The sequence below is a fragment of the Ectopseudomonas toyotomiensis genome (assembly GCF_900115695.1).
Taxonomy (GTDB): domain Bacteria; phylum Pseudomonadota; class Gammaproteobacteria; order Pseudomonadales; family Pseudomonadaceae; genus Aquipseudomonas; species Aquipseudomonas toyotomiensis.
Window position 1 is genome coordinate 88523 of the sequence record NZ_FOXK01000011.1, and the last position, 26503, is coordinate 115025.

Consider the following 26503-nt stretch of genomic DNA (forward strand, 5'->3'; position numbering starts at 1 on the left):
GGATCCTTCCAGAGCAATGGAGCGGTCAGGCCAGCGGCCCATTGAGCAACGGCACGAAACGCACCGCATCGAGCACGTGACGGGAAAAACCACCCTCTTCACGCACGATCAGCAACAGTTGTTGCACATCACCGCTACCAACCGGAATGACTAGACGTCCGCCTGGGGCCAGTTGATCGAGCAAGGCCTGAGGCACTTGCGCGGCGGCAGCGGTGACGATGATGCCGTTGTACGGACCGAGCGCGTTCCAGCCTTCCCAGCCATCCCCCCAGCGAAAGACCACGTTGCGCAGCTTGAGTTCGGCCAGACGCTCCTTGGCGCGATCCTGCAGCACCTGAATACGCTCGACCGAAAACACTCGCTCGACCAATTGCGCCAGCACAGCGGTCTGGTAACCAGAGCCGGTACCGATTTCCAGCACCTTGTCCAGCGGGCCCGCAGCCAACAGTAGCTCGGTCATGCGCCCAACCATATAAGGCTGGGAAATGGTCTGGTTATGGCCGATAGGCAGCGCGGTGTCTTCATAGGCGCGGTGCGCCAGGGCTTCGTCGACGAACAGATGGCGCGGCGTACGGCGGATCACCTCCAATACCCGCGCGTTGGACAGCCCCTCCTCATAGAGGCGCTGGATCAATCGTTCGCGGGTGCGCTGCGAGGTCATGCCGATCCCGCTGCGCTGCATCTCGTCCTGTCCACGCATCAGAAGATGCCCTCCAGCCAGCCATCCATCGTTTCGAGGGCCTCATTGAACGTGCGATCAAGCCGTAGCGGCGTGATCGATACATAACCTTGCATCACGGCATGAAAATCGGTGCCCTGACTGCCATCCTCGACATCACCGGCGGCGGCAATCCAGTAACCTTCCTTGCCACGCGGGTTGACCACCTTGACCGGCGCCGCCGCACGCGCGCGATGACCGAGTCGGGTCAGCTGCACACCACGGATATGTTCCAGCGGCAGATTCGGCACGTTGACGTTGAGTACGGTACGCGGCGGCAGTTCGAGGCGCTCGTGCGCCTCCACCAGCTTGCGGGCGAAATAGGCCGCAGTCGGCAGATTGTCGGGCAGGCGCGAGAGCAGCGAAAAGGCGAACGCCGGCTTGCTCAGGAAACGTCCTTCGAGCGCTGCGGCGACGGTACCGGAATAGAGCACGTCATCGCCCAGGTTGGCGCCCAGGTTGATGCCGGAGACAACCATATCCGGCGTCTGCTCGAGCAGACCGTTGAGCCCCAGGTGCACGCAATCGGTCGGCGTGCCATTAAGGCTGATGTAGCCATTGGCCAAGGCCATGGGATGCAGCGGACGATCGAGCGTCAGCGCACTGCTGGCACCGCTCCTGTCTTCGGCAGGGGCGATCACCAAGCACTCGGCATAGTCGGCCAGCGCTTGGTGCAACGCAGCGATACCGGGCGCGTTCACCCCGTCGTCGTTGGAAATCAGAATTCGCATGGAGTATCCGTCTGCCCTGCTGGCACCAGATCGAGCAATTCGCGCACCACCACGGTGGCGAAACACCCGGCCGGCAGGACGAATGCAAGTTGCAGAATATCGGGTTCGGGATAATGCCATGACAGGCCGCCGATGGGGAGGCGCAGAATTCGCCGTTCGTGCGCCATGTCCGCCTTGATCAGCCATTGCACCAGTTGCGCGGCCTCATCGGCTACTTCCTGCTCCAGCTGTCGGGTCTCACCAGCGGTCGGCAAAGGCCCGTCGCCCCACAGCGGGCCGGTCGGATGCAGGTCAAGAATGGCCAGGCGCGGGTCAATGCGCTCGGCCTCGCCAGCCATAAAGAAACTGCGGCTGGCGGTGAAGGCCAGCAAGTCACCGATCTGCGCCTGATTCCAGGTGCCAGCAGCCACGCGCTTGGCCAACACTTGATTGAACAGGTAGCTGCGTGCCGAAGAGAGCAGTCGCGAGCGCAGGTTGCGCTGCACCGGCAACTCCAGGCGCGCGGCAAAATCGCGGGCCTGCTCGACATTACCGCCATCGAAGCCGAAGCGCTGCGAGCCGTAGTAATTGGGCACGCCTTGCGCAGCGATACGCTGCAGGCGCAGCTCCAGCGCATCGCGGTCCGCTTCGAGGGCTGTCAGGCGCAGGGTGAAACCATTGGCGGCATGGGCGCCGCGCTGCAGCTTGCGGTTATGCCGCTCACTGCGCTGGATCACCAGATCATCGCCCTGCGCGGCCGCCAGATCGGGATCGGCCTTGCCCGGCAGGTGCAGGCTGAACCACTGGCGGGTCAGTGCCTGACGATCCTTGAGTCCCGCGTAACTGACCGCCTTGAGCGGCAGGCCGGCAGCGCGGGCGATACGCCGGGCGGCCTCTTCGGTATTCAAACCACGCTTTTCCACCCATAGCCAGAGGTGCTCACCCTGGCCAGTGAGCGGGATGTCGAGCACTTCGTCGACCTGGAAGTCCTCGGCCGTGGCCTTCAGCACCGCGCGCCCACAGGCCTCGCCGTGGGCCCGCGGCCCGAGCAGTTGCAGCTCGTTCATGCCTTGACCAGCAGGGCCACGGCATGCACCGCGATACCTTCCTCACGCCCGGTGAAACCCAGCTTCTCGGTGGTGGTGGCCTTGACGTTGACCTGATCCAGTTCCACGCCGAGGTCTTCGGCGATACGCTCGCGCATGCTCTCGATATGCGGCGCCATCTTCGGCGCCTGGGCGATGATGGTAGCGTCGACATTGCCCACGGCGTAGCCCTTGGCCTGTACCAGGCTGAATACGTGACGCAGCAGTGCGCGGCTGTCGGCGCCCTTGAAGGTCGGATCGGTATCAGGGAAGTGCTTGCCGATATCACCCAGCGCCACCGCACCGAGCAGGGCATCGCTCAGCGCGTGCAGCAGCACGTCGCCGTCGGAGTGAGCGACAAGACCGAATTTATGGGGAATCCGTACGCCGCCGAGGGTGATGAAATCGCCTTCGCCGAAGCGGTGTACGTCATAGCCATGACCGATACGCATAAAGAACAACGCCCTGAAAAAGTCAGGGCGTGATTCTACATGCACAGGCCGCCGTAGGGTGCGCCGTGCGCACCGAGCGCTAGAGTTCACCCCGGTGCGCACAGCGCACCCTACGCCAACGCTCCGGCATGATGACGCAGGTGATCATCGATGAAACTGGCGATGAAGTAGTAGCTGTGGTCATAGCCCGGCTGCATGCGCAGCGTCAGTGGATGACCGGCGGCCTTGGCGGCAGCCTGCAATGCCTGGGGTTTGAGCTGGCCTTCGAGGAAATCATCACGATCACCCTGATCGACCAGGATCGGCAGTTGCTCGCTGGCTTCGGCGATCAATACGCTGGCATCCCATTCGCGCCAGCGCGAACGCTCCTCGCCCAGATACAGGGAAAAGGCCTTCTCGCCCCAGGGGCAGTTCATCGGATTGCTGATCGGTGAGAACGCCGATACCGACTGATAACGCCCTGGGTTCTTCAGCGCGCAGATCAGCGCACCGTGACCGCCCATGGAGTGACCGGCAATGCCGCGCTTGTCGGTGACTGGAAAATTGGCCTCGATCAGCGCCGGCAACTCCTGCACCACGTAATCGTACATGCGGTAGTGTCGCGCGAAGGGCTCCTGGGTGGCATTGACATAGAAGCCTGCACCCAGACCGAAGTCATAGGCGCCGTTGGCATCATCGGCCACGCCTTCGCCACGCGGGCTGGTATCCGGCGCGACGATGATCAGCCCCAGCTCGGCGGCCATACGCTGGGCGCCGGCTTTCTGCATGAAATTCTCGTCCGTGCAGGTCAGGCCGCTGAGCCAGTACAGCACTGGCAACTTGGCACCCTGCTCAGCCTGCGGCGGCAGGTAGACGGCGAATACCATGTCGCAGTTGAGACTGCTGGAGCGATGGCGATAGCGCTTGTGCCAGCCACCGAAGCTCTTGTTGCTGGAAACGATTTCGAGGCTCATGGGCATCTCCGTAGGGTGCGCCGTGCGCACCACTTGATCCTGGTGCGCATGGCGCACCCTACAGTCAGGTCACCCTGAACTCAGAAATGAATGACGGTACGAATGCTCTTGCCTTCGTGCATCAGCTCGAAGGCCTCGTTGATTTCTTCCAGCGGCAGGTTGTGGGTGATGAAAGTGTCCAGCGGGATTTCACCGCTCTGCGACTTCTCGACATAGCTGGGCAGCTCGGTACGACCCTTGACGCCACCGAAAGCGCTGCCGCGCCAGACGCGGCCGGTCACCAGCTGGAATGGTCGGGTGCTGATCTCTGCGCCGGCCGGTGCGACGCCAATGATGGTCGACTCGCCCCAGCCCTTGTGGCAGCACTCCAGCGCGGCGCGCATCAGTTGCACATTGCCGATGCACTCGAAGCTGTAGTCGACGCCACCGTCGGTCATCTCGACGATGACTTCCTGGATCGGCTTGCTGTGATCTTTCGGATTGACGAAATCGGTGATACCCAGCTCACGCGCCACCGCCTCTTTGGCCGGATTGATATCGATACCGATGATGCGCGAAGCCTTGGCCATCTTCGCGCCGATGATCGCCGCCAGTCCGATACCGCCCAGGCCGAAGATGGCCACAGTGGAGCCCTCGGTGACCTTGGCGGTGTTGAGCACGGCACCGATACCGGTGGTCACGCCACAACCGAGCAGGCAGACCTTCTCCAGCGGCGCCTCCTTGGGGATCTTGGCCAAGGAGACTTCCGGCAGCACGGTGTACTCGGAGAAGGTCGAGCAGCCCATGTAGTGATAGACCGGCTCGCCATTGTAGGAGAAGCGACTGGTGCCGTCAGGCATCAGACCCTTACCCTGAGTGGCGCGTACCGAGCTGCACAGGTTGGTCTTGTTGGATTTGCAGAATTTGCACTCGCCGCACTCGGCGGTGTACAGCGGGATCACGTGGTCGCCGACCGCCAGCGAGGTAACGCCCTCGCCCACCGCCTCGACAATGCCACCACCCTCATGGCCGAGAATGCAGGGGAACACACCCTCGCTGTCCTGGCCGGACAGGGTATAGGCGTCGGTGTGGCAGACGCCGGTCGCGACGATACGCACCAGCACCTCGCCAGCCTTGGGCGGCGCCACATCGACTTCGACGATTTTCAGGGGTTCATTCGGGGCGAAGGCAACGGCGGCACGAGACTTGATCATGACAGTTCTCTCAGGGGAGCGTGGACAATGACCGGCAGTCTAGTTCATGGCCCACACGAGATAATCACCAGAAGAGCAAAACATTATTGCCATACAGGGATAATATTAAGCCTCTTATGCAGGAGCCGGCCTGCCGGCGATTACGCTCGCATCCGGCTACAGGAGAAGGAGAATCGATGAATCGCTGGGAAGGACTCGACGAATTCGTTGCCGTCGCCGAATGCGGGCAATTCAGTGCCGCCGCCGAGCGCCTGGGATTGTCCACCTCGCAGGTCAGCCGCCAGGTCGCACGCCTGGAAGAGCGTCTGCAGAGCCGCCTGTTCTACCGTAGCACCAGACGGGTCGCGCTGACCGAGGCCGGCCAGTTGTTTCTACAACACTGCCAGCGCCTGCAGGATGCACGCGAAGAAGCGCTACGAGCAGTTGGCGATCTCGGCGCTGAACCCAAGGGGCTGCTGCGCATGACCTGTGCGGTGGCTTACGGCGAGCGCTTCATCGTACCGCTGGTCAACGAATTCATGGCGCGGCATCCGCAGCTGCGCGTGGAGATCGAACTGTCCAACCGTCAGCTCGACATGCTGCACGAGGGACTGGACCTGGCCATCCGCCTGGGGCGCCTGCAGGACTCGCGCCTGATGGCCATGCGTCTCGCGCCTCGAGAAATGTATCTGTGCGCTGCTCCCGACTATCTGCAACGCTACGGGCGCCCGCACTCGCTATCCGAGCTAGCCCGACACAATTGCCTGGTGGGTAGCAGCGACCACTGGAGCTTTGCCGAGAACGGTCGCGAAACCCAGGTGCGCATACAGGGTAACTGGCGTTGCAATAGCGGCCAGGCCGTGCTCGACGCAGCGCTGCGCGGTTTTGGGCTGTGCCAGCTGCCGGACTATTACGTATTGGAACACCTGCGCAGCGGAAGGCTGATCTCTCTGCTGGAGCAGCATCGCCCACCCAACACCGCAGTTTGGGCGCTTTACCCGCAGCAACGTCACCTTTCGCCCAAGGTACGTCAGTTGATCGACTCGCTGCGCCAGGGGCTTGGCCAACGCGCCGAATACCTCGATCACTCCTGAGATTCTGCAACAACCTTGTCACCCAGCTGAACGGTCATGGAATGTCACAAGCTGGGGCGAAACTTGAGCGAGGCGACCGCGTCACAATCCATGCACCCCGCCAAACGGGGCCTCACGAACTCAGTTACATGAGGACATGGTTATGCAGGTTCTGGTCAACAGTGGTAAGCACGTCACCTCCTCGATGGACTTCAAGGATGACATTCGCAGTCGCATCCGGGACAAGCTCCAGCGCTACGAGGACCACCTCACCCGGATCGAAATTCATCTCTCCGACGAGAACGCGCTCAAGAGTGGCCCACAGGACAAGCGCTGCAAGGTCGAGGCGCGGATGAAGGGACGCGATCCACTGACGGTCTCCCACGATGCCAGCGAACTGCAGCAGGCGATCGACGGCGCCATGAACAAGCTGACCAACGCGCTGGATCGCAACCTGGGCAAAGATGCCAAACGCTGGACACACTGATGCGACAGTTCTAGTTCAACGGTCTTGCGGCCATATGGACTGTAGATAATGCAAATCTTCCGGGCGGGTGACCTTGAGGTTATCCGCCCGGCCTTCGATGAGCCGGGGCGACTGCCCTGCCCACTCCATGGCCGAGGCTTCATCGGTCACTGCCACACCTTCTTCGAGCGCTTGCGCCAGTGCCTCGCGTAACGCCCCCAGGCGGAACATCTGCGGTGTGTAGGCCTGCCAGATCACGCTACGATCCACGGTCTCCAACACTCGACCATCGCGCCCGATACGCTTGAGCGTATCGCGCACCGGCACCGCCAGCAGGCCGCCGACCGGATCATCAGTCAGACTGTCCAACAGGCGATCCAGATCCTCAGGGGTGAGGTTGGGACGCGCGGCGTCGTGCACCAGCACCCAGTCATCTCTATCGGCACCACCGGCCAGTAACGACTCCAGCCCGGCCAGCACCGAGTCGGCGCGCTCACGCCCGCCAGGTGCACGGCGAATACGCGGATCACGCGCCAGTGGCAGCTGCGGCCAGAACGGGTCATCCACGGCAACGCATACCACCGCGCCCAACAGGCCGGGATGGTCGAGAAAACAATGCAGAGTATGTTCGAGAATGCAGCGGCCGGCGATCTGCAGGTACTGCTTGGGTCGGTCGGCGGCCATCCGCGCGCCGACGCCGGCGGCCGGGATCACCAGCCAGAACTTCGTGATCATTCGGTCAGCAGATAGAGGGTTTCACCCTCTTTGAGCATGCCCAACTCCTGACGCGCCCGCTCTTCCACGGTTTCCATGCCGCGCTTGAGCTCCATCACCTCGGCCTCGAGGATGCGGTTGCGCTCCAGCAACCGCTCGTTCTCGCCCTGCTGTTCGGCGATCTGCTGTTGCAGACGGCTGGCAGCAGCCAGGCTGCCGTCGCCAATCCACAGTCGATACTGCAGACCGACCAGCAACAGGATCAGCACGATAAACAGCCAATACGGACTACGCATGGAGCGGCTCGCAGATTGAGTCATCGGCATGGTAGGGGCTGCGTTCATGCTTGAAAAGAAGCCGTCTGATGAGTGACATGGGGTTTCGGTACCTGCATCCGTGCATTGGTTCCCAAGGATCGACGAAGCGTCCACGAAAAAGGCCATGCCCGCAATGACGCAGACTTTGTAGGAGCGGCTTCAGCCGCGAAAATTCTCGGATAAATCCGCTCCTACAGCATGCAGCACCAACGCTGGGATAACCACGAAAAAGGGCGACTTGCGTCGCCCTTTTCAGTCTACACGACGGTTAGCCGCGGAACTCGGCACGGCCCTTGTACGGAGCCTTGGCGCCGAGTTGCTCTTCGATACGCAGCAACTGGTTGTATTTGGAAACGCGGTCGGAACGGCACAGCGAACCGGTCTTGATCTGACCGGCGGCAGTACCCACGGCCAGGTCGGCGATGGTGCTGTCTTCGGTTTCGCCACTGCGGTGCGAGATCACGGCGGTGAAGCCAGCAGCCTTGGCCATCTGGATGGCTTCCAGGGTCTCGGTCAGCGAGCCGATCTGGTTGAACTTGATCAGGATCGAGTTGCCGATCTTTTCGTCGATGCCGCGCTTGAGGATCTTGGTGTTGGTGACGAACAGGTCGTCGCCAACCAGCTGTACCTTGGCACCGATCTTGTCGGTCAGGACTTTCCAGCTGGCCCAGTCGGACTCGTCCATGCCGTCTTCGATGGAGATGATCGGATAACGCTCAGTCAGGCCCGCCAGGTAGTCGGCGAAACCTTCACCGCTGAATACCTTGCCTTCGCCGGCCAGGTCATATTGACCATTCTTGTAGAACTCGCTCGATGCGCAGTCCAGCGCCAGGGTCACGTCGTCACCCAGCTTGTAGCCGGCGTTGGCAACGGCTTCAGCGATGGCGGCCAGAGCGTCTTCGTTGGAGGCCAGGTTCGGCGCAAAGCCGCCTTCGTCACCCACAGCGGTGTTCAGGCCACGGGCCTTGAGCACGGCCTTGAGGTGATGGAAGATCTCGGCGCCCATACGCAGCGCCTCGGCAAAGCTCGATGCGCCAACCGGCTGCACCATGAATTCCTGGATGTCGACGTTGTTGTCGGCATGCTCGCCGCCATTGATGATGTTCATCATCGGCACCGGCATGGAGTAGACGCCCGGGGTGCCGTTCAGATCAGCGATGTGCGCATACAGCGGCACACCCTTGGCCTGGGCAGCGGCCTTGGCGGCAGCCAGGGACACGGCGAGGATGGCGTTGGCGCCCAGTTTGGCCTTGTTCTCGGTACCGTCGAGCTCGATCATCGCGCGGTCCAGCGCCTGCTGATCGGTCGCGTCCTTGCCCAGCAGCAGGTCACGGATCGGGCCGTTGATGTTGGCGACGGCTTTCAGCACGCCCTTGCCCAGGTAACGGCTCTTGTCGCCGTCACGCAGCTCCAGCGCTTCGCGCGAGCCGGTGGAAGCGCCGGACGGAGCGCACGCGCTGCCGACGATACCGCCTTCCAGAATTACATCCGCTTCCACGGTGGGGTTGCCGCGGGAGTCGAGAACCTCACGACCCTTGATGTCGACGATCTTTGCCATTCTTGATAACGCTCCAAAGGTTGACGATAAGACGGCAGCAGCAGGCTGCACTGGGCCGCCGCTGCCGGAGGGCAGATCGACGGCTCACTCTGACTCACGGGTCAGGGGGATTTTTCTCGGGCGGCACTTTACCGGATTACGACCGGCTCAGGCAGTCTCGATTGGCGGAAAACTCTTGATCAGGTCATCCAGCTGCTTGAGCTGAGTGAGGAACGGCTCCAGCTTGTTCAGGCGCAGGGCGCATGGACCGTCGCACTTGGCGTTTTCCGGATCCGGATGGGCCTCGAGGAACAGGCCTGCCAGGCCCTGGCTCATGCCGGCCTTGGCCAGATCGGTAACCTGGGCGCGGCGACCGCCAGCAGAGTCGGCGCGACCACCCGGCATCTGCAGGGCGTGGGTCACATCGAAGAACACCGGATACTCGAACTGCTTCATGATGCCGAAGCCGAGCATGTCCACCACCAGGTTGTTGTAACCGAAGGAGGAACCACGCTCGCAGAGGATCAACTGATCATTACCGGCCTCTTCGCACTTGGCCAGGATGTGCTTCATTTCCTGCGGGGCGAGGAACTGTGCCTTCTTGATGTTGATCACCGCACCGGTCTTGGCCATGGCCACCACCAGGTCGGTCTGCCGCGACAGGAAGGCCGGCAGCTGGATGATGTCGCACACCTCGGCCACTGCAGCCGCCTGGTGCGGTTCGTGAACGTCGGTGATCACCGGCACACCGAAGGTCTTCTTCACTTCCTCGAAGATCTTCATGCCCTCCTCCAGGCCCGGGCCACGGAAGGAGGTGATGGAGGAACGGTTGGCCTTGTCGAAACTGGCCTTGAACACGTAGGGGATGCCGAGCTTCTCGGTCACCCGTACGTACTCTTCGCAGGCCTGCATGGCCAGGTCACGCGACTCGAGCACGTTGATGCCACCGAACAGCACGAACGGCTTGTCGTTGGCGATCTCAATGCCGCGAACCTTGATGATCTTCTGTGCCATGGATCAGACCTTCTTCGCTTTCTGTGCCAGGGCAGCGTTGACGAAACCGCTGAACAGCGGGTGACCGTCACGCGGCGTGGAGGTGAATTCCGGGTGGAACTGGCACGCGACGAACCAGGGATGGTTCGGCGCCTCGACCACTTCGACCAGCGCGCCATCGCCGGAACGACCAGTGACCTTCAGGCCAGCCTCGGTCAGCTGCGGCAGCAGGTTGTTGTTCACTTCGTAGCGATGACGGTGACGCTCGACGATCACGTCCTTGCCGTAGCAGTCATGCACCAGAGAGCCAGCCTGCAGCTGGCAGTCCTGAGCACCCAGGCGCATGGTGCCGCCGAGGTCGGAGCTTTCGCTACGCTGCTCGGTCGCACCGGTCGCGTCCTGCCATTCGGTGATCAGGCCGACCACCGGATGCGTGCTGGCCATGTCGAATTCGGAAGAGTTGGCGTCGGTCCAGCCCACGACGTTACGGGCGTACTCGATCACTGCCACCTGCATGCCGAGGCAGATACCCAGGTAAGGAATCTTGTTCTCACGGGCGTACTGCACGGTCTTGATCTTGCCTTCCACGCCACGCAGACCGAAGCCGCCCGGCACCAGGATGGCATCGACACCTTCAAGCAGCGCGGTGCCCTGATTCTCGATGTCTTCGGAATCGATATAACGCAGGTTGACCTTGGTACGGTTCTGGATGCCGGCGTGGCTCATCGCCTCGATCAGCGACTTGTACGCATCGAGCAATTCCATGTACTTGCCGACCATGGCGATGGTGACTTCTTTTTCCGGGTTGAGCTTGGCATCGACCACGCGATCCCACTCGGACAGGTCGGCACCGCCGCATTCCAGGCCGAAGCGCTCGACGACGAAGTCGTCCAGGCCCTGGGCATGGAGCACGCCCGGAATCTTGTAGATGGTGTCGACGTCTTCCAGGCTGATCACCGCACGCTCTTCGACGTTGGTGAACAGGGCGATCTTGCGCCGCGAGGACACATCGATCGGGTGGTCGGAACGGCACACCAGCACGTCCGGCTGCAGGCCGATGGAGCGCAGCTCCTTGACCGAATGCTGGGTAGGCTTGGTTTTGGTCTCGCCGGCGGTGGCGATATACGGCACCAGGGTCAGGTGCATCAGCATGGCGCGCTTGGCGCCCACTTCCACACGCAGCTGACGAATGGCTTCGAGGAACGGCTGCGACTCGATGTCGCCGACGGTACCGCCGATTTCCACCAGGGCCACGTCGGCATCGCCGGCGCCCTTGATGATGCGACGCTTGATCTCGTCGGTGATGTGCGGAATGACCTGGATGGTCGCGCCCAGGTAGTCACCACGGCGCTCCTTGCGCAGCACGTCTTCGTACACCCGACCGGTGGTGAAGTTGTTGCTCTTGGTCATCGTGGTGCGGATGAACCGCTCGTAGTGACCCAGGTCGAGGTCGGTCTCGGCGCCGTCGTGAGTGACGAACACCTCACCGTGCTGGAACGGGCTCATGGTGCCCGGATCGACGTTGATGTAAGGGTCCAGCTTGAGCATGGTGACCTTCAGGCCCCGCGCCTCCAGGATGGCCGCCAGTGAAGCCGAGGCGATGCCTTTCCCCAATGAAGAAACAACACCACCCGTGACGAAGATGTAGCGCGTCATGAAAAACCCTAGAAGTCTGCGTTTAAGCGGTCAGTGCCGCCGGGGAAAGCGAAGGAGCGCCATCAGTACGAACAATGGCAAGCTCGCCAAGCTCCCTGAGGGAGTCGGCAAAAGCTGTAGTAAGACGGGAGCGTAGTCTACCCGAAAGGCCTTACCAGCTCAAACCTTGCGCGCCGATAGGCGGCGACCAGTGCAGACGCACCCCGCCGGCCTGGATTTCTGACGACTGCGACAGGTTCGCCACCGCCATCAGCTCATCACCAGCGAACAGCAGCGGCAGCCGTGGACGCACGAATGCCGGCACGCGCAGCTCGTTGAGCAGACGCTTGAGATCACGCCTGCCACGCCCCGGCAGTAGCAGCGACTCACCGCCCTGGCGGTAACGCAAATGCCAGCGACCTTGCGGCAACTCGCCCTGTAGATGCACATGACCATTGTCGGGAAGTTCGACCGATTCGGAAAACGAGTCGCAGGCCAGATCGAGTGGATCCAGCGGCCGCAGCCACTCACCACTGAGCCACCAAAGCCGACCATCGGCACGGTGCAACTCGCCATCGGTCAGTTTCCAGATCGGTGCCGCATCCGTGGCGGCATCACGCAGGTCACACCAGCCGGCCCAGTGATCGCTATCGGGCAGGCGCGTCAGTGGCGCCAACCAGTGGCGCAGCAGATTACGCTGACGCGCATCGCTCAGCGCGCTCACTACCGACAATTCCAGAGACGGTAGAGTCAGCCAGGGGCATGCCGAAACGCCATGGGTAGCCGCCAGGTCCATCGCAGCCAACTCATCCAGCAATTGCTGAGTTTCACCCAGGTGCCTGGCGCTACGCGCGATATTTGCCGTGAACTGCGGCCAGCGTTCGGCCAGCAGCGGCATCACCTGTCTGCGTAGGAAATTGCGACTGAAACGCTCGTCGGCATTGCTCGGGTCCTCGATCCAGGTAAGGCCATGACTCTGCGCATATTCACGCAACTCAGCTCGAGAGCTGTCGAGCAACGGCCGAAACAGACCGCCCTGCCCCAACGACCGACTGGCCGGCATCGCCGCCAGCCCGCGTACGCCGGCACCGCGCAACAGACGAAATAACAGAGTTTCGGCTTGATCGTTGCGATGCTGGCCATTTAGCAACACTTCGCCCGGTTTCAACCGCTCGCAGAAAGCCTGGTAACGCGCGCTTCGTGCAGCCTGTTCAAGGCTGGCACCTGGCGTGACCCGAACCCTGACGACTTCGAGAGCAATGCCCAACTGCTCGCAGACACGTGCGCAATGTTCCGGCCAGGCGTCGCCGGCCGGCTGCAGTCCATGATGGACATGAATGGCAGAAATCGGCGGCAGATCTTCGCAGCGCGCCCAGTCGGCGAGCAGATGCAGCAGCACGCTGGAATCCAGGCCACCGGAGAAGGCAATACGCCAGGCAGGGGCCGTACGCCAGGGCTGCAGAGCCTGGCGCAGGCGAAGTTCGAGAGCAGTCATCATTCAAGCTTAAACAACAACGGGCCCGAAGGCCCGTTGATATATGCGTAGAAAAGACTCAGGCGATGCCGTAGCTCATCAGACGGTCATAACGACGCTTGAGCAGCGTCTCGGTGTCATGCTTCTGCAGGCTGGCCAGTTGCTTGGTCAGCTCCTGGCGGATCGACTCGGAAGCCGCCGCCGGGTCGCGGTGCGCGCCGCCCAGCGGCTCGGCGATCACCTGATCGACGATCCCCAGATCCTTCAGGCGCTCGGCGGTGATGCCCATGGCCTCGGCGGCGTCCGGCGCCTTCTCGGCAGTGCGCCAGAGAATCGAGGCGCAGCCTTCCGGCGAGATCACCGAATAGGTGGAGTATTGCAGCATGTTGAGCTGGTCGCAGACACCGATGGCCAACGCACCACCGGAACCACCTTCACCGATGACGGTGGCGATGATCGGGGTTTTCAGGCGCGCCATCACGCGCAGGTTCCAGGCGATGGCCTCGCTCTGGCCGCGTTCCTCGGCATCGATACCCGGGTAGGCACCAGGCGTGTCGATGAAGGTGAGAATCGGCATCTTGAAGCGTTCGGCCATTTCCATCAGGCGGCAGGCCTTGCGGTAACCTTCCGGACGCGGCATGCCAAAGTTGCGGCGCACCTTCTCGCGCACCTCACGGCCCTTCTGGTGGCCGATGATCATCACCGGCTGGTCGCCCAGACGGGCAATGCCACCGACGATGGCGGCGTCGTCGGAGAAGTGACGATCACCATGCAGCTCGTCGAACTCGGTGAAGATGTGCTGGATGTAATCCAGGGTATACGGGCGGCGCGGATGGCGAGCCAACTGAGCGATCTGCCAGCTGGTCAGGTTGCCGAAGATGCTTTCGGTCAGGGTGCTGCTCTTGTCCTGCAGGCGGGCAATCTCATCGCCGATATTCAGCGAGTTGTCGTTACCAACCAGGCGTAGCTCTTCGATCTTGGCTTGCAGGTCGGCGATCGGCTGTTCGAAATCGAGGAAATTCGGGTTCATAGTCATCCGTCTTGCGTCGACGGCCAAGTGGCCGGGGAGCTGTATCCATTAGGCGCCCTACCTTAAGGGATAGGACGCAGCGGGTCGACACCCGCAGGTGTCGATGCCAACACAAAGGGGTATTTTTCCCCTCTTGCATCAGCGGTAGTGCAAAAAGACGTTGTCGCGCCCGAACTGGTCACGCAATGCCTGAATCAAAGTGTCGGCCGGGTCGATTCGCCAGGCATCGCCGAATTGAAGCAAGGCGCGTGCCTCCTCGCCACTGTAGTCGACGGTCACCGGGCAAGCGCCTTTGTGCTTGCTGCACAACTCGGCCAGCCAACGGAGGCGATCCCCCTTGAGCGCTTCGCTGGCGACCTTCACCCGCAGGCTGTCGGCCAGGCCGGTACGCGCCTCTTCCAGGCTCATCACGCGCTTGGCGCGCAGACGCAGGCCACCGGAGAAGTCGTCGTTGCTGACCTCGCCTTCGACCACCACCAGCGCATCGTTCTGCAGCAGCGCCTGGTTGCTGGCGAAGGCATCGGCGAACAAGGACGCCTCGATACGTCCGGAGCGGTCGTCGAGGGTGATGAAGCCCATCTTGTCGCCCTTCTTGTTCTTCATCACCCGCAGGTTGACGATCATCCCGGCGATGGTCTGGGTGTCCCGCGCCGGCTTGAGCTCAACAATGCGCTGGCGGGCGAAACGGCGAATCTCGCCTTCGTACTCGTCGATGGGGTGACCGGACAGGTAGATACCCAGGGTGTCCTTCTCGCCTTTCAGACGCTCTTTGATCGGCAGCTCGCGGGCCTTGCGGTGGTTGGCATAGACGTCGGCCTCGGGCTCGGCGAACAGGCCGCCGAACAGGTCCATGTGGCCGCTCTCGGCGCTGCGCGCAGTCTGCTCGGCGGACTGCACGGCCTCTTCCATGGACGCCAGCAGCACGGCGCGGTTCTTGTCGACACTGGCCTGGTAGGCTTTGAGCTCGTCCTGATAGTACGGGCCGAGACGATCCAGCGCGCCGCTGCGGATCAAGGCTTCAAGGGTGCGCTTGTTGATGCGCTTGAGGTTGACACGGTTGCAGAAGTCGAACAGGTCCTTGAACGGCCCACCTTCGGCGCGGCATTCGACGATGGCCTCGACCGGGCCCTCGCCCACGCCCTTGACCGCACCCAGGCCATAGACGATGCGGCCGTCGTCGTTGACGGTGAACTTGAACTCGGAGACGTTCACGTCTGGCGGTTCGATGCGCAACTTCATGTTGCGGCACTCCTCCACCAGGATCACCACCTTGTCGGTGTTGTGCATATCCGCCGACAGCACGGCGGCCATGAACGGCGCCGGGTAATGCGCCTTGAGCCAGGCGGTCTGGTAGGAGACCAGACCGTAAGCGGCCGAGTGCGACTTGTTGAAACCGTAACCGGCGAACTTTTCCACCAGATCGAAGATGTTGCCCGCCAATTCAGCGTCAATACCATTATTGGCGCAACCTTCGATGAAGCCGCCGCGCTGCTTGGCCATTTCCTCGGGCTTCTTCTTGCCCATGGCACGCCGCAGCATGTCCGCCTGCCCCAGGGTGTAGCCACCCATGACCTGAGCGATCTGCATCACCTGTTCCTGATACAGAATGATGCCGTAGGTAGGCTTGAGCACCGGCTCGAGGCCGGCGTACTGATAATCCGGATGCGGATAGGACAGCTCGGCGCGGCCGTGCTTACGGTTGATGAAGTCGTCCACCATGCCGGACTGCAGCGGGCCCGGGCGGAACAGCGCCACCAGTGCAATCATGTCTTCCAGGCAGTCGGGCTTGAGCTTCTTGATCAGCTCCTTCATGCCGCGCGATTCAAGCTGGAAGACCGCGGTGGTCTCCGCCTTCTGCAGCATGTCGTAGGTTTTCTTGTCATCCAGCGGGATGAAGTCGATGTTGACCAGGTCCTCATCCGAGGCGCCATCGCGCTTCTGGATGCGGTGGACGGTTTCCAACGCCCACTTGATGATGGTCAGGGTGCGCAGGCCGAGGAAGTCGAACTTGACCAGCCCGGCCTGCTCGACGTCGTCCTTGTCGAACTGGGTCACCAGGCCGCCACCCTCCTCGTCACAGGCGATCGGCGAGAAGTCGGTGAGCTTGGTCGGCGCGATCACCACACCACCAGCGTGCTTGCCGGTACCGCGCACCACCCCTTCGAGTTTGAGGGACATGTCCCAGATTTCCTGGGCTTCCTCGTCGTTCTTGAGGAACTCGCGTAGCGGCTCCTCCATCTCGTAGGCCTTCTCCAGGGTCATGCCCACTTCGAAGGGGATCATCTTCGACAGACGGTCGGCCAGACCGTAGGACTTACCCTGCGCCCGGGCGACGTCGCGCACCACCGCCTTGGCCGCCATCGAGCCGAAGGTGATGATCTGGCTCACCGCGTTGCGCCCGTATTTCTCGGCCACGTAGTCGATCACACGGTCGCGGCCGTCCATGCAGAAGTCGACGTCGAAGTCGGGCATGGAAACCCGCTCGGGGTTGAGGAATCGTTCGAACAGCAGGTCATAGGCCAGCGGATCGAGGTCGGTGATCTTCAGCACGTAGGCCACCAGCGAACCGGCACCCGAACCACGGCCCGGGCCGACCGGCACGCCGTTGCTCTTGGCCCACTGGATGAAGTCCATCACGATCAGGAAGTAACCGGGGAAACCCATCTGGATGATGATGTCGAGTTCGAAGTTGAGGCGGTCGATGTAGACCTGCTTCTTGGCCTCGTAATCCGGCGTATCCTTGGGCAGCAGCACTTCGAGACGCTCTTCCAGGCCCTCGAACGAGGCGTGGCGCAGGTAGTCATCGATGCCCATGCCATTGGGCGTGGGGAAATCCGGCAGAAAGTATTTGCCGAGTTGCACGTCGATGTTGCAGCGTTTGGCGATCTCGACGGTGTTCTCCAGTGCCTCGGGCAGGTCGGAGAACAGCTCCCACATTTCCTCGGCGCTTTTCAGGTACTGCTGATCGGAGTAATGCCGCGGCCGGCGCGGGTCGTCCAGGGTACGACCTTCACCGATGCAGACGCGGGTTTCGTGCGCCTCGAAATCGCCCTGCTTGATGAAGCGCACGTCGTTGGTTGCCACCAGCGGCGCCTCGACGCGATCGGCCAGGGCCACGGCGGCATGCAGATATTCCTCATCGCCAACACGGCTGGTGCGCTGCACCTCCAGATAGAAGCGATCCGGGAACACTGCCATCCATTCACGCAAGCGCATTTCGGCCAGCGCTTCATCACCGGCCAGCAGCGCCTGGCCGACTTCGCCTTCACGCGCGCCGGATAGCGCGATGAGGCCCTCGGCGGCGTCCTTGACCCAGTCGCGCTGGATGATCACCAGGTCGTTGCTCTGCCCTTCAGACCAGCCACGAGAGATCAGTTCGGTGAGGTTGCGGTAGCCCTTGGCGTTCATCGCCAGCAGGGTCAGGCGCGTCAGCGGGCCGTCTTCCTCGGCGCTGGCCATCCAGATATCGGCACCACAGATCGGCTTGACCCCGGCGCCCATGGCCGCCTTGTAGAACTTCACCAGTGAGCACATGTTGCTCATGTCGGTGACCGCAACCGCCGGCATGCCGGCCCCGGCCACGGCCTTGATCAGCGGTTTGACCCGCACCAGGCCATCGACCAGTGAGTATTCGGTGTGCAGACGCAGGTGGACGAAAGCTTGGGTCATGGGCGGCCTTGCAGGTGAAAACGACAAAGCGCGGATTGTAGCCTAAGCGGGTCTGGCTGAGGGCCAGAGGTTCAGACTGTAGCGGCGATACAATCGACAGCTACAGGCTCGAGCAACGCGCGCACTGGTGCGAAGGAACGCCGATGAATAGGCGTCGGCCCCAGGCGCTGCAAGGCTTCCAGGTGAACGGGCGTGGGGTAGCCCTTGTGGCCGGCGATGCCGTAACCGGGATAGAGACGATCCATCTCGAGCATCTCGCGGTCGCGACTGACCTTGGCCAGGATCGAAGCCGCGGCTATTGCCGGCACCCGGCTATCGCCCTTGACCACCGGCGCACTCGGCACCGCCAGCTTTGGACAGCGATTGCCGTCGATCAATGCCAGTCTGGGTGTCACTTGAAGCCCTTCGACCGCGCGCTGCATCGCCAGCATGGTGGCATGCAGGATATTCAGCTGGTCGATTTCCTCCACCTCGGCGCGGGCGATGCACCAGGCCAGAGCCTTCTCGCGAATCTCGTCGAACAGCGCTTCACGGCGCGCCTCGGAGAGTTTCTTCGAGTCGTTCAGGCCGAGAATCGGCCGCGCCGGATCGAGGATCACCGCAGCCGTGACCACGGCACCGCAGAGCGGGCCACGGCCGACTTCGTCGACACCGGCGACCAGTTCTTCGACCAGGGTAAAATCGAGGCCCAACTGCATCAGCCACGCCCTGCCAGCTTGAGCACCGCATCGGCCGCCGACACCGAGGCATCGCGGCGCAGCGCACGGTGAATCACGTCGAAGCCCTCGGTCTGCACTTGCCCGCCGTCGATCAACGGCGCAACGGCCTGGGCCAGAGCCTCGGGAGTCGCTGCATCCTGAATCAGCTCAGGCACCAGCAGACGCTCGGCCAGCAGATTAGGCAACGAGATATAGGGGCTCTTCACCAGGCGCTTGAGGATGCGATAGGTCAGCGGCGCTACGCGGTACGCCACCACCATAGGCCGCTTGTACAGCAGCGCTTCCAGGGTCGCAGTACCCGAAGCGATCAACACCGCATCGCAGGCAGCCAGCGCTTCGTGGGATCGACCGTTGAGCAGCGTCAGCGGCAAATCACGCCCTGCCAGCATCTGCTCCAACTGCTCACGGCGCTCGGGGGTGGCGCAAGGCAGGAGGAAATGAATACCTGGGCGCAGTGCGCGCAGTCGGATCGCCGCCTCGAGAAACAGCTCGCCCAGACGCGCGACCTCGCCACCACGGCTACCCGGCATGAGCGCGACCACGGGCTCGTCCTGCGGCAGATCGAGCGCCTCGCGCGCGGCGGCACGATCAGCTTGCTGTGGAATCGCATCGGCCAGCGGATGACCGACAAAGCGCACCGGTACCTGATGTTCGTCGTAGAACTGCGCCTCGAACGGGAACAGGGTCAGCATCAAGTCGCAGGCTTCGCGAATCTTCAGCACACGCTTCTGCCGCCAGGCCCAAACCGAAGGACTGACGTAATGCACGGTCTTGATCCCGGCCCGGCGTAGCTTGAGTTCCAGGCCCAGGTTGAAATCGGGAGCATCGATGCCGATGAAAACATCAGGTTGCGCGGCAATCAGGTCGCGAGCCAGTTGCCGACGGCGGCGGAGCAACTCGAACAGACGGCCAAGCACCTCGACCAAGCCCATCACGGCCAGGCGCTCCATCGGGAAATAGGATTTAAGGCCTTCGGCTTCCATGCGCGCGCCGCCAACACCGATGAACTCGGCATCCGGATGGCGCTGCTTGATGGCCTGCATCAGGCCGGAACCGAGGATGTCACCGGACGCCTCACCGGCGACCAGTGCGACGCGAATAGGTCTGCTCATAGGTATCAGCGCGTGATGCCGCGCGTGGAGGCCTGAATCGAATCACGGAAAATCGCCACTTCCGGGAACTGAGCAGCGGACTCGGCCAGTTCGGCCAGCGCCTGCTCGACGGTCAGCCCCTGGCGATAAACCAGCTTGTAGCCCTTGCGCAGGGCGGCGATGGCCTCGGCAGAGAAACCACGCCGGCGCATGCCCTCGAAGTTCATGCTGCGCGCTTCGGCCGGGTTGCCGAACACGGTAACGAAAGCCGGAACATCCTTGCCAATCGCAGTGCCCATGCCCGAGAAGCTGTGCGCGCCAATGCGGCAGAACTGATGCACCAGGGTATAGCCGGACAGAATCGCCCAGTCATCGACCCAGACATGCCCTGCCAGGGCCGTGTTGTTGACCAGGATGCAATGATTGCCGATCACACTGTCATGGCCGATATGGGCATAGGCCATGATCAGGTTGTGATCGCCAATGGTGGTTTCGCTGCGATCCTGCACGGTGCCACGGTGAATGGTGACACCCTCACGAATCGTATTGTGATCACCGATCACCAGGCGCGTCGCCTCGCCCTTGTATTTCAGGTCTGGGGTGTCTTCACCGACCGAAGAAAACTGGTAGATGCGGTTGTGCTTGCCGATCACGGTCGGCCCCTTGAGCACGACGTGCGGGCCGATGACTGTACCCTCGCCGATTTCCACATCGGCCCCGACAATGCTCCACGGGCCAACGACGACGTCGTCGGCCAATTTGGCACTGGGATCGATGATCGCGCGGGGGTCAATCAAACTCATAGCTTGCGTTCCGCACAGATGATTTCAGCGGAGCAGACTTCCTTGCCATCGACAGTGGCGCGGCACTCGAATTTCCAGATGCTGCGACGATCGCTCAGGTATTTGGCTTCCAGCGTAAGCTGATCACCCGGCAGCACCGGCGAACGGAAACGCAGTTTGTCGGAGCCGACGAAGTAATACAGGGTGCCATCGGCCGGCTTCACGCCCATCATCTTGAAGCCGAGGATACCGGCAGCCTGGGCCATGGCCTCGATGATCAGAACGCCGGGCATGATTGGATGCTCGGGGAAATGACCGTTGAAGAACGGCTCATTGATGCTGACATTCTTATAGGCGCGAATCTGCTTGCCTTCGACGTCCAGGTCCACCACGCGGTCCACCAGCAGGAACGGATAGCGGTGCGGCAAATATTCACGAATTTCGTTGATGTCCATCATGTCCGGTTAAGCCTGTAAGAAAAGAAAAGAGCACGGTCACACCGTGCTCAGGCATCAGATGAGACGTTTGCCGTCTGGGTCACGGCGGCCAGCTGTTTTTCCAGCTCACGCAGTCGCTTGGCCATATCGTCCAACTGACGAATACGGGCTGCACTCTTCTTCCACTCGCCCGCCGGTTGCATGGCAGTGCCTGAAGAATAGGCGCCCGGCTCGGTGATCGAGCGAGTCACCATGGTCATACCGGTAACGAACACGTTGTCGCACACCTCGATATGGCCAACCATGCCCACACCGCCGGCGATCATGCAGTTCTTGCCGATCTTGGTGCTGCCGGAAATACCGCAGCAGCCCGCCATGGCCGTGTTGTCACCGATCTGCACGTTGTGCGCGATCATGATCTGGTTATCCAGCTTCACGCCATTACCGATCAAGGTATCGGACAGCGCACCGCGATCCACCGTGGTGTTGGCGCCGATCTCGACGTCATCACCGATGGTCACCCCACCGATCTGTGCGATCTTCTGCCAGACGCCCTTTTCGTTGGCGAAACCGAAGCCTTCGCCACCAATCACCGCGCCGGACTGGATCACTACACGCTTGCCGATCTGCACATCGTGGTACAGCGTCACGCGCGGAGCCAGCCAACCACCCTCACCGATCACGCTACGCGCGCCCACCACGCAATGCGCACCGATACTCACATCAGCGCCGATGCGAGCACCGCTTTCGATGACCGCAAAGGCGCCGATACTGGCGCTCGGATCGACCTGAGCATCACCTGCAACCTGCGCAGTGGCGTGAATGCCGGGAGCTGCCTTGGGCTTGCGGTCGAACACATGCGAAAGCTGGGCATAGGCCAGATAAGGATTGGCAACGATCAAGGCATCGCCAGCATAGCCTTCAGCATCGGCTGCGGTGAGCAACACGGCACCGGCCTGGGTCTGCACCAGAAACTTGCGGTACTGGGCATTGGCCAGGAAGCTCAATTGTTCGGGCCCGGCCTCCTGTAAGGTGGCCAGGCCCGTGATGACCTTAGCTTCGGCGCCACGCAAGGTGGCGCCCAGGCGCTCGGCCAGCTGGCCGAGGGTAAATGTCGCAGTCATGCTTAACGCATCTGATTCATGCGCTCGATGACCTGGCGAGTGATGTCGTACTGAGGTTTGACATCGATCACCGCACCGCGCTCGAGCACCAGGTCGAAGTTACCGTTCTTGATCACTTCTTCGACGGCCTTGTCCAGGTTCGGCTTCAGCTTGGCCAGCATCTCGCGGTCAGCGATGGCCTTGGCTTCGTTCAGCTCCTTGGACTGGAACTGGAAGTCACGAGCCTTCTGCTTGAATTCGAGCTCGAGGCGCTCGCGCTCGGCCTGCTGCATCTTCTCGCCGTCCTTGACCATGCGATCCTGGATACGCTTGGCGTCGCTTTCCAGGGTCTTGAGCTTGTTCAGCTGCGGGCCGAACTTCTTCTCGGCATCGACGGCGTAGCGCTTGGCTGCGTCCGACTCGAGCAGCGCCATCTGATAGTTCAGCACGGCCACCTTCATCTCGGCGAACGCCGGAGTGGCGATCAGGGCGGCGGTGAACAGAACCAGTTGAGTCAACTTACGCACAATGCACTCCTGCAACAAAACTGTTGGCTTTCTGTGAAACGAACTTAGAAGGTTTGACCCAGGGAGAACTGGAATACCTGGGTATCGGCATCATCCGGCTTCTTGATCGGCATGGCCAGACTGAAGCTCAGCGGGCCCAGTGCGGTGATCCAGGTCAGGCCGACACCCACGGAGCTGGCCATGCTGCTGAAGTCGATATCGCAGCTGTCGCTCAGCCTTTTCTGGCTGGAGCTGCAGTTGGTATCGAAGACATTACCCACGTCCCAGAACAATGCGGTACGCAGCGAGCGCTGATCCTTGACGAACGGCAGCGGGAAGAGCATCTCGACACCACCCTGCACCAGCACGTTACCACCGAACGGCAGCGGGTCCTGGTCCGGGTCGCGCAGGGTGCCCGGTTTGGCACCGCTACTCGGCGTACTGCGCGGCCCAAGGCTGCTGTCTTCGAAACCACGTACCGAGTTGAAGCCACCCGCGTAGTAGTGCTCGTAGAACGGCAGCTCAGCCGTGGAACCGTAGCTGTCGCCATAACCCAGCTGGGTATGGAAGCGCAGGGTGTAGTTGTCGCTGATCGGGGTGAAGACCTGACCACGGTAGTCGAGCTTGTAGAACGACAGATCGCTACCTGGCAGCGTGGTTTCCAGCACCAGGCTCTGCGAATGACCACGGTTGGCCAGTACACCACGGTTCAGGGTCGACTCGGACCAGCCGATGGAACCCTTGAAGTTCAGGTAGTTATCGCCCTCAGAGTCGATGAAATCAAAGATCTCGTCGACGGTATAACGACCGGTATCGATGGTGTCCTGCTGCACGGTCAGACCGTAGGTCAGACGTGCGGTTTCGCTGATCGGGTAGCCAATGTTGACACCTGCACCCAGGCTGTCGACCGAATAGCTGGATACGTCGACATCGAGCTCATCGTAGTCGGTGGTACGGTAGAAGGCGTTGTAACCCAGGCTGACACCGTCGACGGTCCAGTAGGGGTCAACGAAGCCGAAGCTGTATCGGGTCTGGTATTCGCTGCGGGTCAGGCCGATGCTGACGCGGTTACCGGTACCCAGGAAGTTGTTCTGGCTGATCGAGCCACCTAGGATCAGACCGGCGTTCTGGGCGAAACCGACGCTGGCGGTGATGGAGCCGGACGGCTGCTCTTCGACGCTGTAGTTGACGTCGATCTGGTCGTCGGTACCCGGTACCTGCGGGGTTTCGACGTTAACCTCCTTGAAGAACCCCAGACGCTCCAGACGCACCTTGGACTGGTCGATCAGGTAGGTCGAGGCCCAGCCACCTTCCATCTGACGCATTTCACGACGCAGCACCTCGTCCTCGGACTTGGTATTGCCGCGGAAGTTGATGCGGTTGACGTAGGCGCGCTTGCCAGGATCGACAAAGAAGGTGATCGAGACGGTGTTGTCCTCGTCGTGCGCTTCAGGCACGCCATTGACGTTGGCGAAGGTATAGCCTTCGTTACCCAGGCGGCGGGTGATCAGCTCGCTGGTGGTGGTCATGATCTTGCGCGAGAAGACCTGCCCTTCCTTGACCAGCAGCAGTGCACGCACGTCTTCTTCCGGCACCTTGAGGTCACCGGACAGCTTCACGTCACGGACGCTGTACTTCTCGCCCTCTTCGACGTTGACGGTGATGTAGACGTGCTTCTTGTCCGGGGTGATGGATACCTGGGTGGAGCTGATATCCATGTTGATGTAGCCGCGGTCCAGGTAGTAGGAGCGCAGGCGCTCGAGGTCACCGGACAGTTTCTCGCGGGCATACTTGTCGTCGTTCTTGAAGAAGGACAGCCAGTTGGTGGTCTTCAGTTCGAACAGATCGACCAGATCTTCATCGGAGAACACGGTGTTGCCGACCACGTTGATGTGGGAGATGGCAGCAACGGTGCCTTCGTTGATGGTGATCTTCAGCGCCACACGGTTACGCGGCTGCGGAATCACTTCGGCTTCGATCTCGGCCGAATAGCGACCCTGAGCGACATACTGGCGCTGCAGCTCGTTACGCACGCCTTCGAGGGTGGCGCGCTGGAAGATTTCGCCCTCGGCCAGACCGGACTGATTCAGGCCCTTGAGCAGGTCTTCTGTAGTGATGGCCTTGTTGCCTTCGATCTCGATGCCGGAGATGGAGGGACGCTCGACCACGGTAACCACCAGCACGTCACCATCGCGACCGAGCTGGATATCCTGGAAGAAGCCGGTACGGAACAGGGAGCGGGTGGCATCGACCAGTTGGCGATCATCTACCTGCTCGCCCACGTTGAGCGGCAGCGCGCCGAATACGCTGCCTGCGGAAACCCGCTGCAGGCCATTGACGCGTATATCGGAGATGGTGAAGGACTCGGCGTGAACTTCGGCGATCATCAATGCGGACAGTACCGCAGGTAGCAGCAGACGTTTCATGAAGTCCTTTCTTATTCCAACTGACGATAAAAACTGCCGCTTAAGCGACACTTCTTTTAAATCTCAAGAACGTGTTCAGCAATGCTCACAGGCGGCTGAGGTCGTTGACCAGGGCAAGCAACATGACCCCGATGACCAGACTGATGCCGATCTGCATCCCCCAACCCTGAACCCGCTCAGACAAGGGGCGACCACGCACCCACTCGACCAGATAAAACAGCAGATGCCCACCATCCAGTACGGGAATGGGCAGCAGATTGAGAACCCCCAAGCTAATACTCAGATATGCAAGGAATTTCAGGAAATCCCCCAGCCCTGACTCAGCTGAAGCGCCCGCCACTTTAGCAATGGTTATCGGCCCACTCAAGTTTTTTACCGAGAGCTCACCGAACAGCATTTTCTTCAGCGAATCGAGGGTCAGCAGGCTCATGGACCAGGTTTGACGCATGCCTTCGACAACGCCATCGAGCGGACCGTAGCGCACCTCGCGGAGCATCTCCGGCGGCCATTCGACGCCCTGCACGCCGGCGCCCAGGTAGCCACTGCGGGCCTCTCCTTCACCGCGCGATGCCAGAGTCAGCTGCACATCCTGCGTTTGCCCGGCGCGTTCGAAGCGCAACGTGACCGCCTCGCCCGGCAATGCCCGGACGCGATCGACCAGATCCTGCCAGTCGACCAGGGGCTCGCCATCGAGCGCCAGCAACCTGTCCCCTGCCTGCAGCCCTGAGGCGTGGGCAGGCCCCTTGGAATCGACCTCAGCCAGAACCGGCTCCAGCACAGGACGCCATGGACGAATGCCCAGCGAACCAATCGGGTCCGGCTCGTCGACGCCGCGCAGCCAGTTGTCCAACTGCACCTGTTTTGGCGTTTCGACGGTGGAGCCAGGCTCCAGCACGCGCAGATCGAGCGTACCGCTCTCGCCCAGACGCCTCACCAGCTGCAGATTGACCGCCGCCCAACCACTGGTGGCCTCGCCGTTTACCGCAACGATCTCTTGCCCCGCACGCAGCCCGGCCACTTGCGCCAGACTGTCCGGCTGCACCGCGCCGATAACCGGGCGCACCTGCTGACTGCCGAGCATGGCGACGAACCAGAAGAACAGCAGCGCCAGCAGGAAATTGGCCAGCGGGCCCGCAGCCACGATGGCGATGCGCTGGCGCACGCTCTTGCGATTGAAGGACTGCTCGACGAGCTCGGGGGGCACATCGCCCTCGCGCTCATCGAGCATCTTGACGTAGCCGCCCAGAGGAATGGCTGCAACCACGAATTCGGTGCCCTGGCGGTCATGCCAGCGCAGCAGCGGTGTGCCGAAGCCAACGGAGAAGCGCAGCACCTTGACGCCGCAGCGCCGGGCTACCCAGAAGTGCCCGTACTCGTGAAAGGTCACCAGGACACCCAGTGCGATCAGGGTGCCAACCAGCATGTACAACCCACTCATTTC

Annotated in this window: 24 protein-coding genes; 2 read left to right on the forward strand and 22 right to left on the reverse strand. The window is 61.7% G+C overall.

The genetic code is table 11. The features are described from left to right. Positions 1–25 precede the first annotated feature (25 nt). The 6 genes from BM186_RS21095 to BM186_RS21120 all read right to left on the reverse strand — a co-directional run bounded on the left by BM186_RS21095 (position 26) and on the right by BM186_RS21120 (position 5111). Positions 26–700, reverse strand: coding sequence for a protein-L-isoaspartate(D-aspartate) O-methyltransferase (locus tag BM186_RS21095; protein WP_017674762.1), 675 nt, complete (start codon positions 698–700; stop codon positions 26–28). Beyond that, positions 700–1449 (reverse strand): 5'/3'-nucleotidase SurE, encoded by a 750-nt coding sequence (gene surE, locus BM186_RS21100; RefSeq protein ID WP_074918140.1) that lies wholly within the window; start codon positions 1447–1449, stop codon positions 700–702. Before surE ends, BM186_RS21095 begins: the two co-directional genes overlap by 1 nt. Then, positions 1437–2495 (reverse strand): tRNA pseudouridine(13) synthase TruD, encoded by a 1059-nt coding sequence (gene truD / locus BM186_RS21105; RefSeq protein ID WP_074918142.1) that lies wholly within the window; start codon positions 2493–2495, stop codon positions 1437–1439. Before truD ends, surE begins: the two co-directional genes overlap by 13 nt. Then, entirely contained in the window at positions 2492–2965 is a 474-nt protein-coding gene (gene ispF / locus BM186_RS21110) for a 2-C-methyl-D-erythritol 2,4-cyclodiphosphate synthase (protein WP_074918144.1), read from the reverse strand. The genes truD and ispF overlap by 4 nt, the downstream gene beginning before the upstream one ends. Before the next feature lie 110 nt (positions 2966–3075). Further along, complete coding sequence (fghA, locus tag BM186_RS21115; RefSeq protein WP_074918146.1) at positions 3076–3918, reverse strand: S-formylglutathione hydrolase; 843 nt, start codon at positions 3916–3918, stop codon at positions 3076–3078. A gap of 80 nt (positions 3919–3998) precedes the next feature. After that, the gene (locus BM186_RS21120; protein WP_074918148.1) at positions 3999–5111 is read right to left on the reverse strand and encodes an S-(hydroxymethyl)glutathione dehydrogenase/class III alcohol dehydrogenase; all 1113 of its coding nucleotides are present in this window, start codon (positions 5109–5111) and stop codon (positions 3999–4001) included. Positions 5112–5287: 176 nt separating this feature from the next. Between BM186_RS21120 and BM186_RS21125 the strand changes: the two genes are divergently transcribed. Both BM186_RS21125 and BM186_RS21130 read left to right on the forward strand, forming a co-directional pair. Further along, on the forward strand, positions 5288–6184 hold the full coding sequence (locus BM186_RS21125; RefSeq protein ID WP_072425442.1) for a LysR substrate-binding domain-containing protein: 897 nt from the start codon (positions 5288–5290) through the stop codon (positions 6182–6184). 142 nt (positions 6185–6326) lie between these two features. Further along, positions 6327–6650: an HPF/RaiA family ribosome-associated protein gene (locus tag BM186_RS21130; RefSeq protein WP_017674769.1), complete on the forward strand. Its 324-nt coding sequence runs from the start codon at positions 6327–6329 to the stop codon at positions 6648–6650. A gap of 15 nt (positions 6651–6665) precedes the next feature. On the opposite strand, the gene ispD is transcribed toward BM186_RS21130, so the two are convergent. The 16 genes from ispD to rseP all read right to left on the reverse strand — a co-directional run bounded on the left by ispD (position 6666) and on the right by rseP (position 26500). Then, positions 6666–7364, reverse strand: coding sequence for a 2-C-methyl-D-erythritol 4-phosphate cytidylyltransferase (ispD, locus tag BM186_RS21135; protein ID WP_074918150.1), 699 nt, complete (start codon positions 7362–7364; stop codon positions 6666–6668). Then, a complete protein-coding gene (locus tag BM186_RS21140; protein WP_074918152.1) occupies positions 7361–7639 on the reverse strand; it encodes a septum formation initiator family protein in 279 nt (92 codons plus the stop codon). Before BM186_RS21140 ends, ispD begins: the two co-directional genes overlap by 4 nt. A gap of 289 nt (positions 7640–7928) precedes the next feature. Then, complete coding sequence (gene eno, locus BM186_RS21145) at positions 7929–9218, reverse strand: phosphopyruvate hydratase (RefSeq protein WP_059391342.1); 1290 nt, start codon at positions 9216–9218, stop codon at positions 7929–7931. 147 nt (positions 9219–9365) lie between these two features. Then, positions 9366–10211 (reverse strand): 3-deoxy-8-phosphooctulonate synthase, encoded by an 846-nt coding sequence (gene kdsA / locus BM186_RS21150; protein WP_072425445.1) that lies wholly within the window; start codon positions 10209–10211, stop codon positions 9366–9368. A gap of 3 nt (positions 10212–10214) precedes the next feature. Beyond that, complete coding sequence (locus tag BM186_RS21155) at positions 10215–11846, reverse strand: CTP synthase (RefSeq protein WP_072425446.1); 1632 nt, start codon at positions 11844–11846, stop codon at positions 10215–10217. Positions 11847–11997: 151 nt separating this feature from the next. After that, positions 11998–13320 carry a tRNA lysidine(34) synthetase TilS gene (tilS, locus tag BM186_RS21160; protein WP_074918154.1) on the reverse strand — a complete coding sequence of 441 codons (1323 nt, stop codon included), beginning with the start codon at positions 13318–13320 and terminating at the stop codon, positions 11998–12000. A 58-nt stretch (positions 13321–13378) separates the two neighbouring features. Further along, positions 13379–14329 carry an acetyl-CoA carboxylase carboxyltransferase subunit alpha gene (locus BM186_RS21165; protein ID WP_017674776.1) on the reverse strand — a complete coding sequence of 317 codons (951 nt, stop codon included), beginning with the start codon at positions 14327–14329 and terminating at the stop codon, positions 13379–13381. A gap of 138 nt (positions 14330–14467) precedes the next feature. Further along, on the reverse strand, positions 14468–17998 hold the full coding sequence (gene dnaE, locus BM186_RS21170) for a DNA polymerase III subunit alpha (protein WP_074918156.1): 3531 nt from the start codon (positions 17996–17998) through the stop codon (positions 14468–14470). Between the two features lie 71 nt (positions 17999–18069). Beyond that, on the reverse strand, positions 18070–18696 hold the full coding sequence (gene rnhB, locus BM186_RS21175; protein WP_072425449.1) for a ribonuclease HII: 627 nt from the start codon (positions 18694–18696) through the stop codon (positions 18070–18072). Next, a complete protein-coding gene (lpxB, locus tag BM186_RS21180; RefSeq protein WP_074918158.1) occupies positions 18696–19829 on the reverse strand; it encodes a lipid-A-disaccharide synthase in 1134 nt (377 codons plus the stop codon). Before lpxB ends, rnhB begins: the two co-directional genes overlap by 1 nt. Before the next feature lie 5 nt (positions 19830–19834). Further along, positions 19835–20611 (reverse strand): acyl-ACP--UDP-N-acetylglucosamine O-acyltransferase, encoded by a 777-nt coding sequence (lpxA, locus tag BM186_RS21185; RefSeq protein ID WP_074918160.1) that lies wholly within the window; start codon positions 20609–20611, stop codon positions 19835–19837. After that, complete coding sequence (fabZ, locus tag BM186_RS21190; RefSeq protein ID WP_003244215.1) at positions 20608–21048, reverse strand: 3-hydroxyacyl-ACP dehydratase FabZ; 441 nt, start codon at positions 21046–21048, stop codon at positions 20608–20610. Before fabZ ends, lpxA begins: the two co-directional genes overlap by 4 nt. Positions 21049–21095: 47 nt before the next feature. Next, entirely contained in the window at positions 21096–22151 is a 1056-nt protein-coding gene (gene lpxD, locus BM186_RS21195) for a UDP-3-O-(3-hydroxymyristoyl)glucosamine N-acyltransferase (RefSeq protein WP_074918162.1), read from the reverse strand. Between the two features lie 2 nt (positions 22152–22153). After that, on the reverse strand, positions 22154–22657 hold the full coding sequence (locus BM186_RS21200) for an OmpH/Skp family outer membrane protein (protein ID WP_013716416.1): 504 nt from the start codon (positions 22655–22657) through the stop codon (positions 22154–22156). A gap of 44 nt (positions 22658–22701) precedes the next feature. Beyond that, a complete protein-coding gene (gene bamA, locus BM186_RS21205) occupies positions 22702–25062 on the reverse strand; it encodes an outer membrane protein assembly factor BamA (protein WP_074918164.1) in 2361 nt (786 codons plus the stop codon). 85 nt (positions 25063–25147) lie between these two features. Then, the gene (gene rseP, locus BM186_RS21210) at positions 25148–26500 is read right to left on the reverse strand and encodes a sigma E protease regulator RseP (protein ID WP_074918166.1); all 1353 of its coding nucleotides are present in this window, start codon (positions 26498–26500) and stop codon (positions 25148–25150) included. Positions 26501–26503 lie beyond the last annotated feature (3 nt).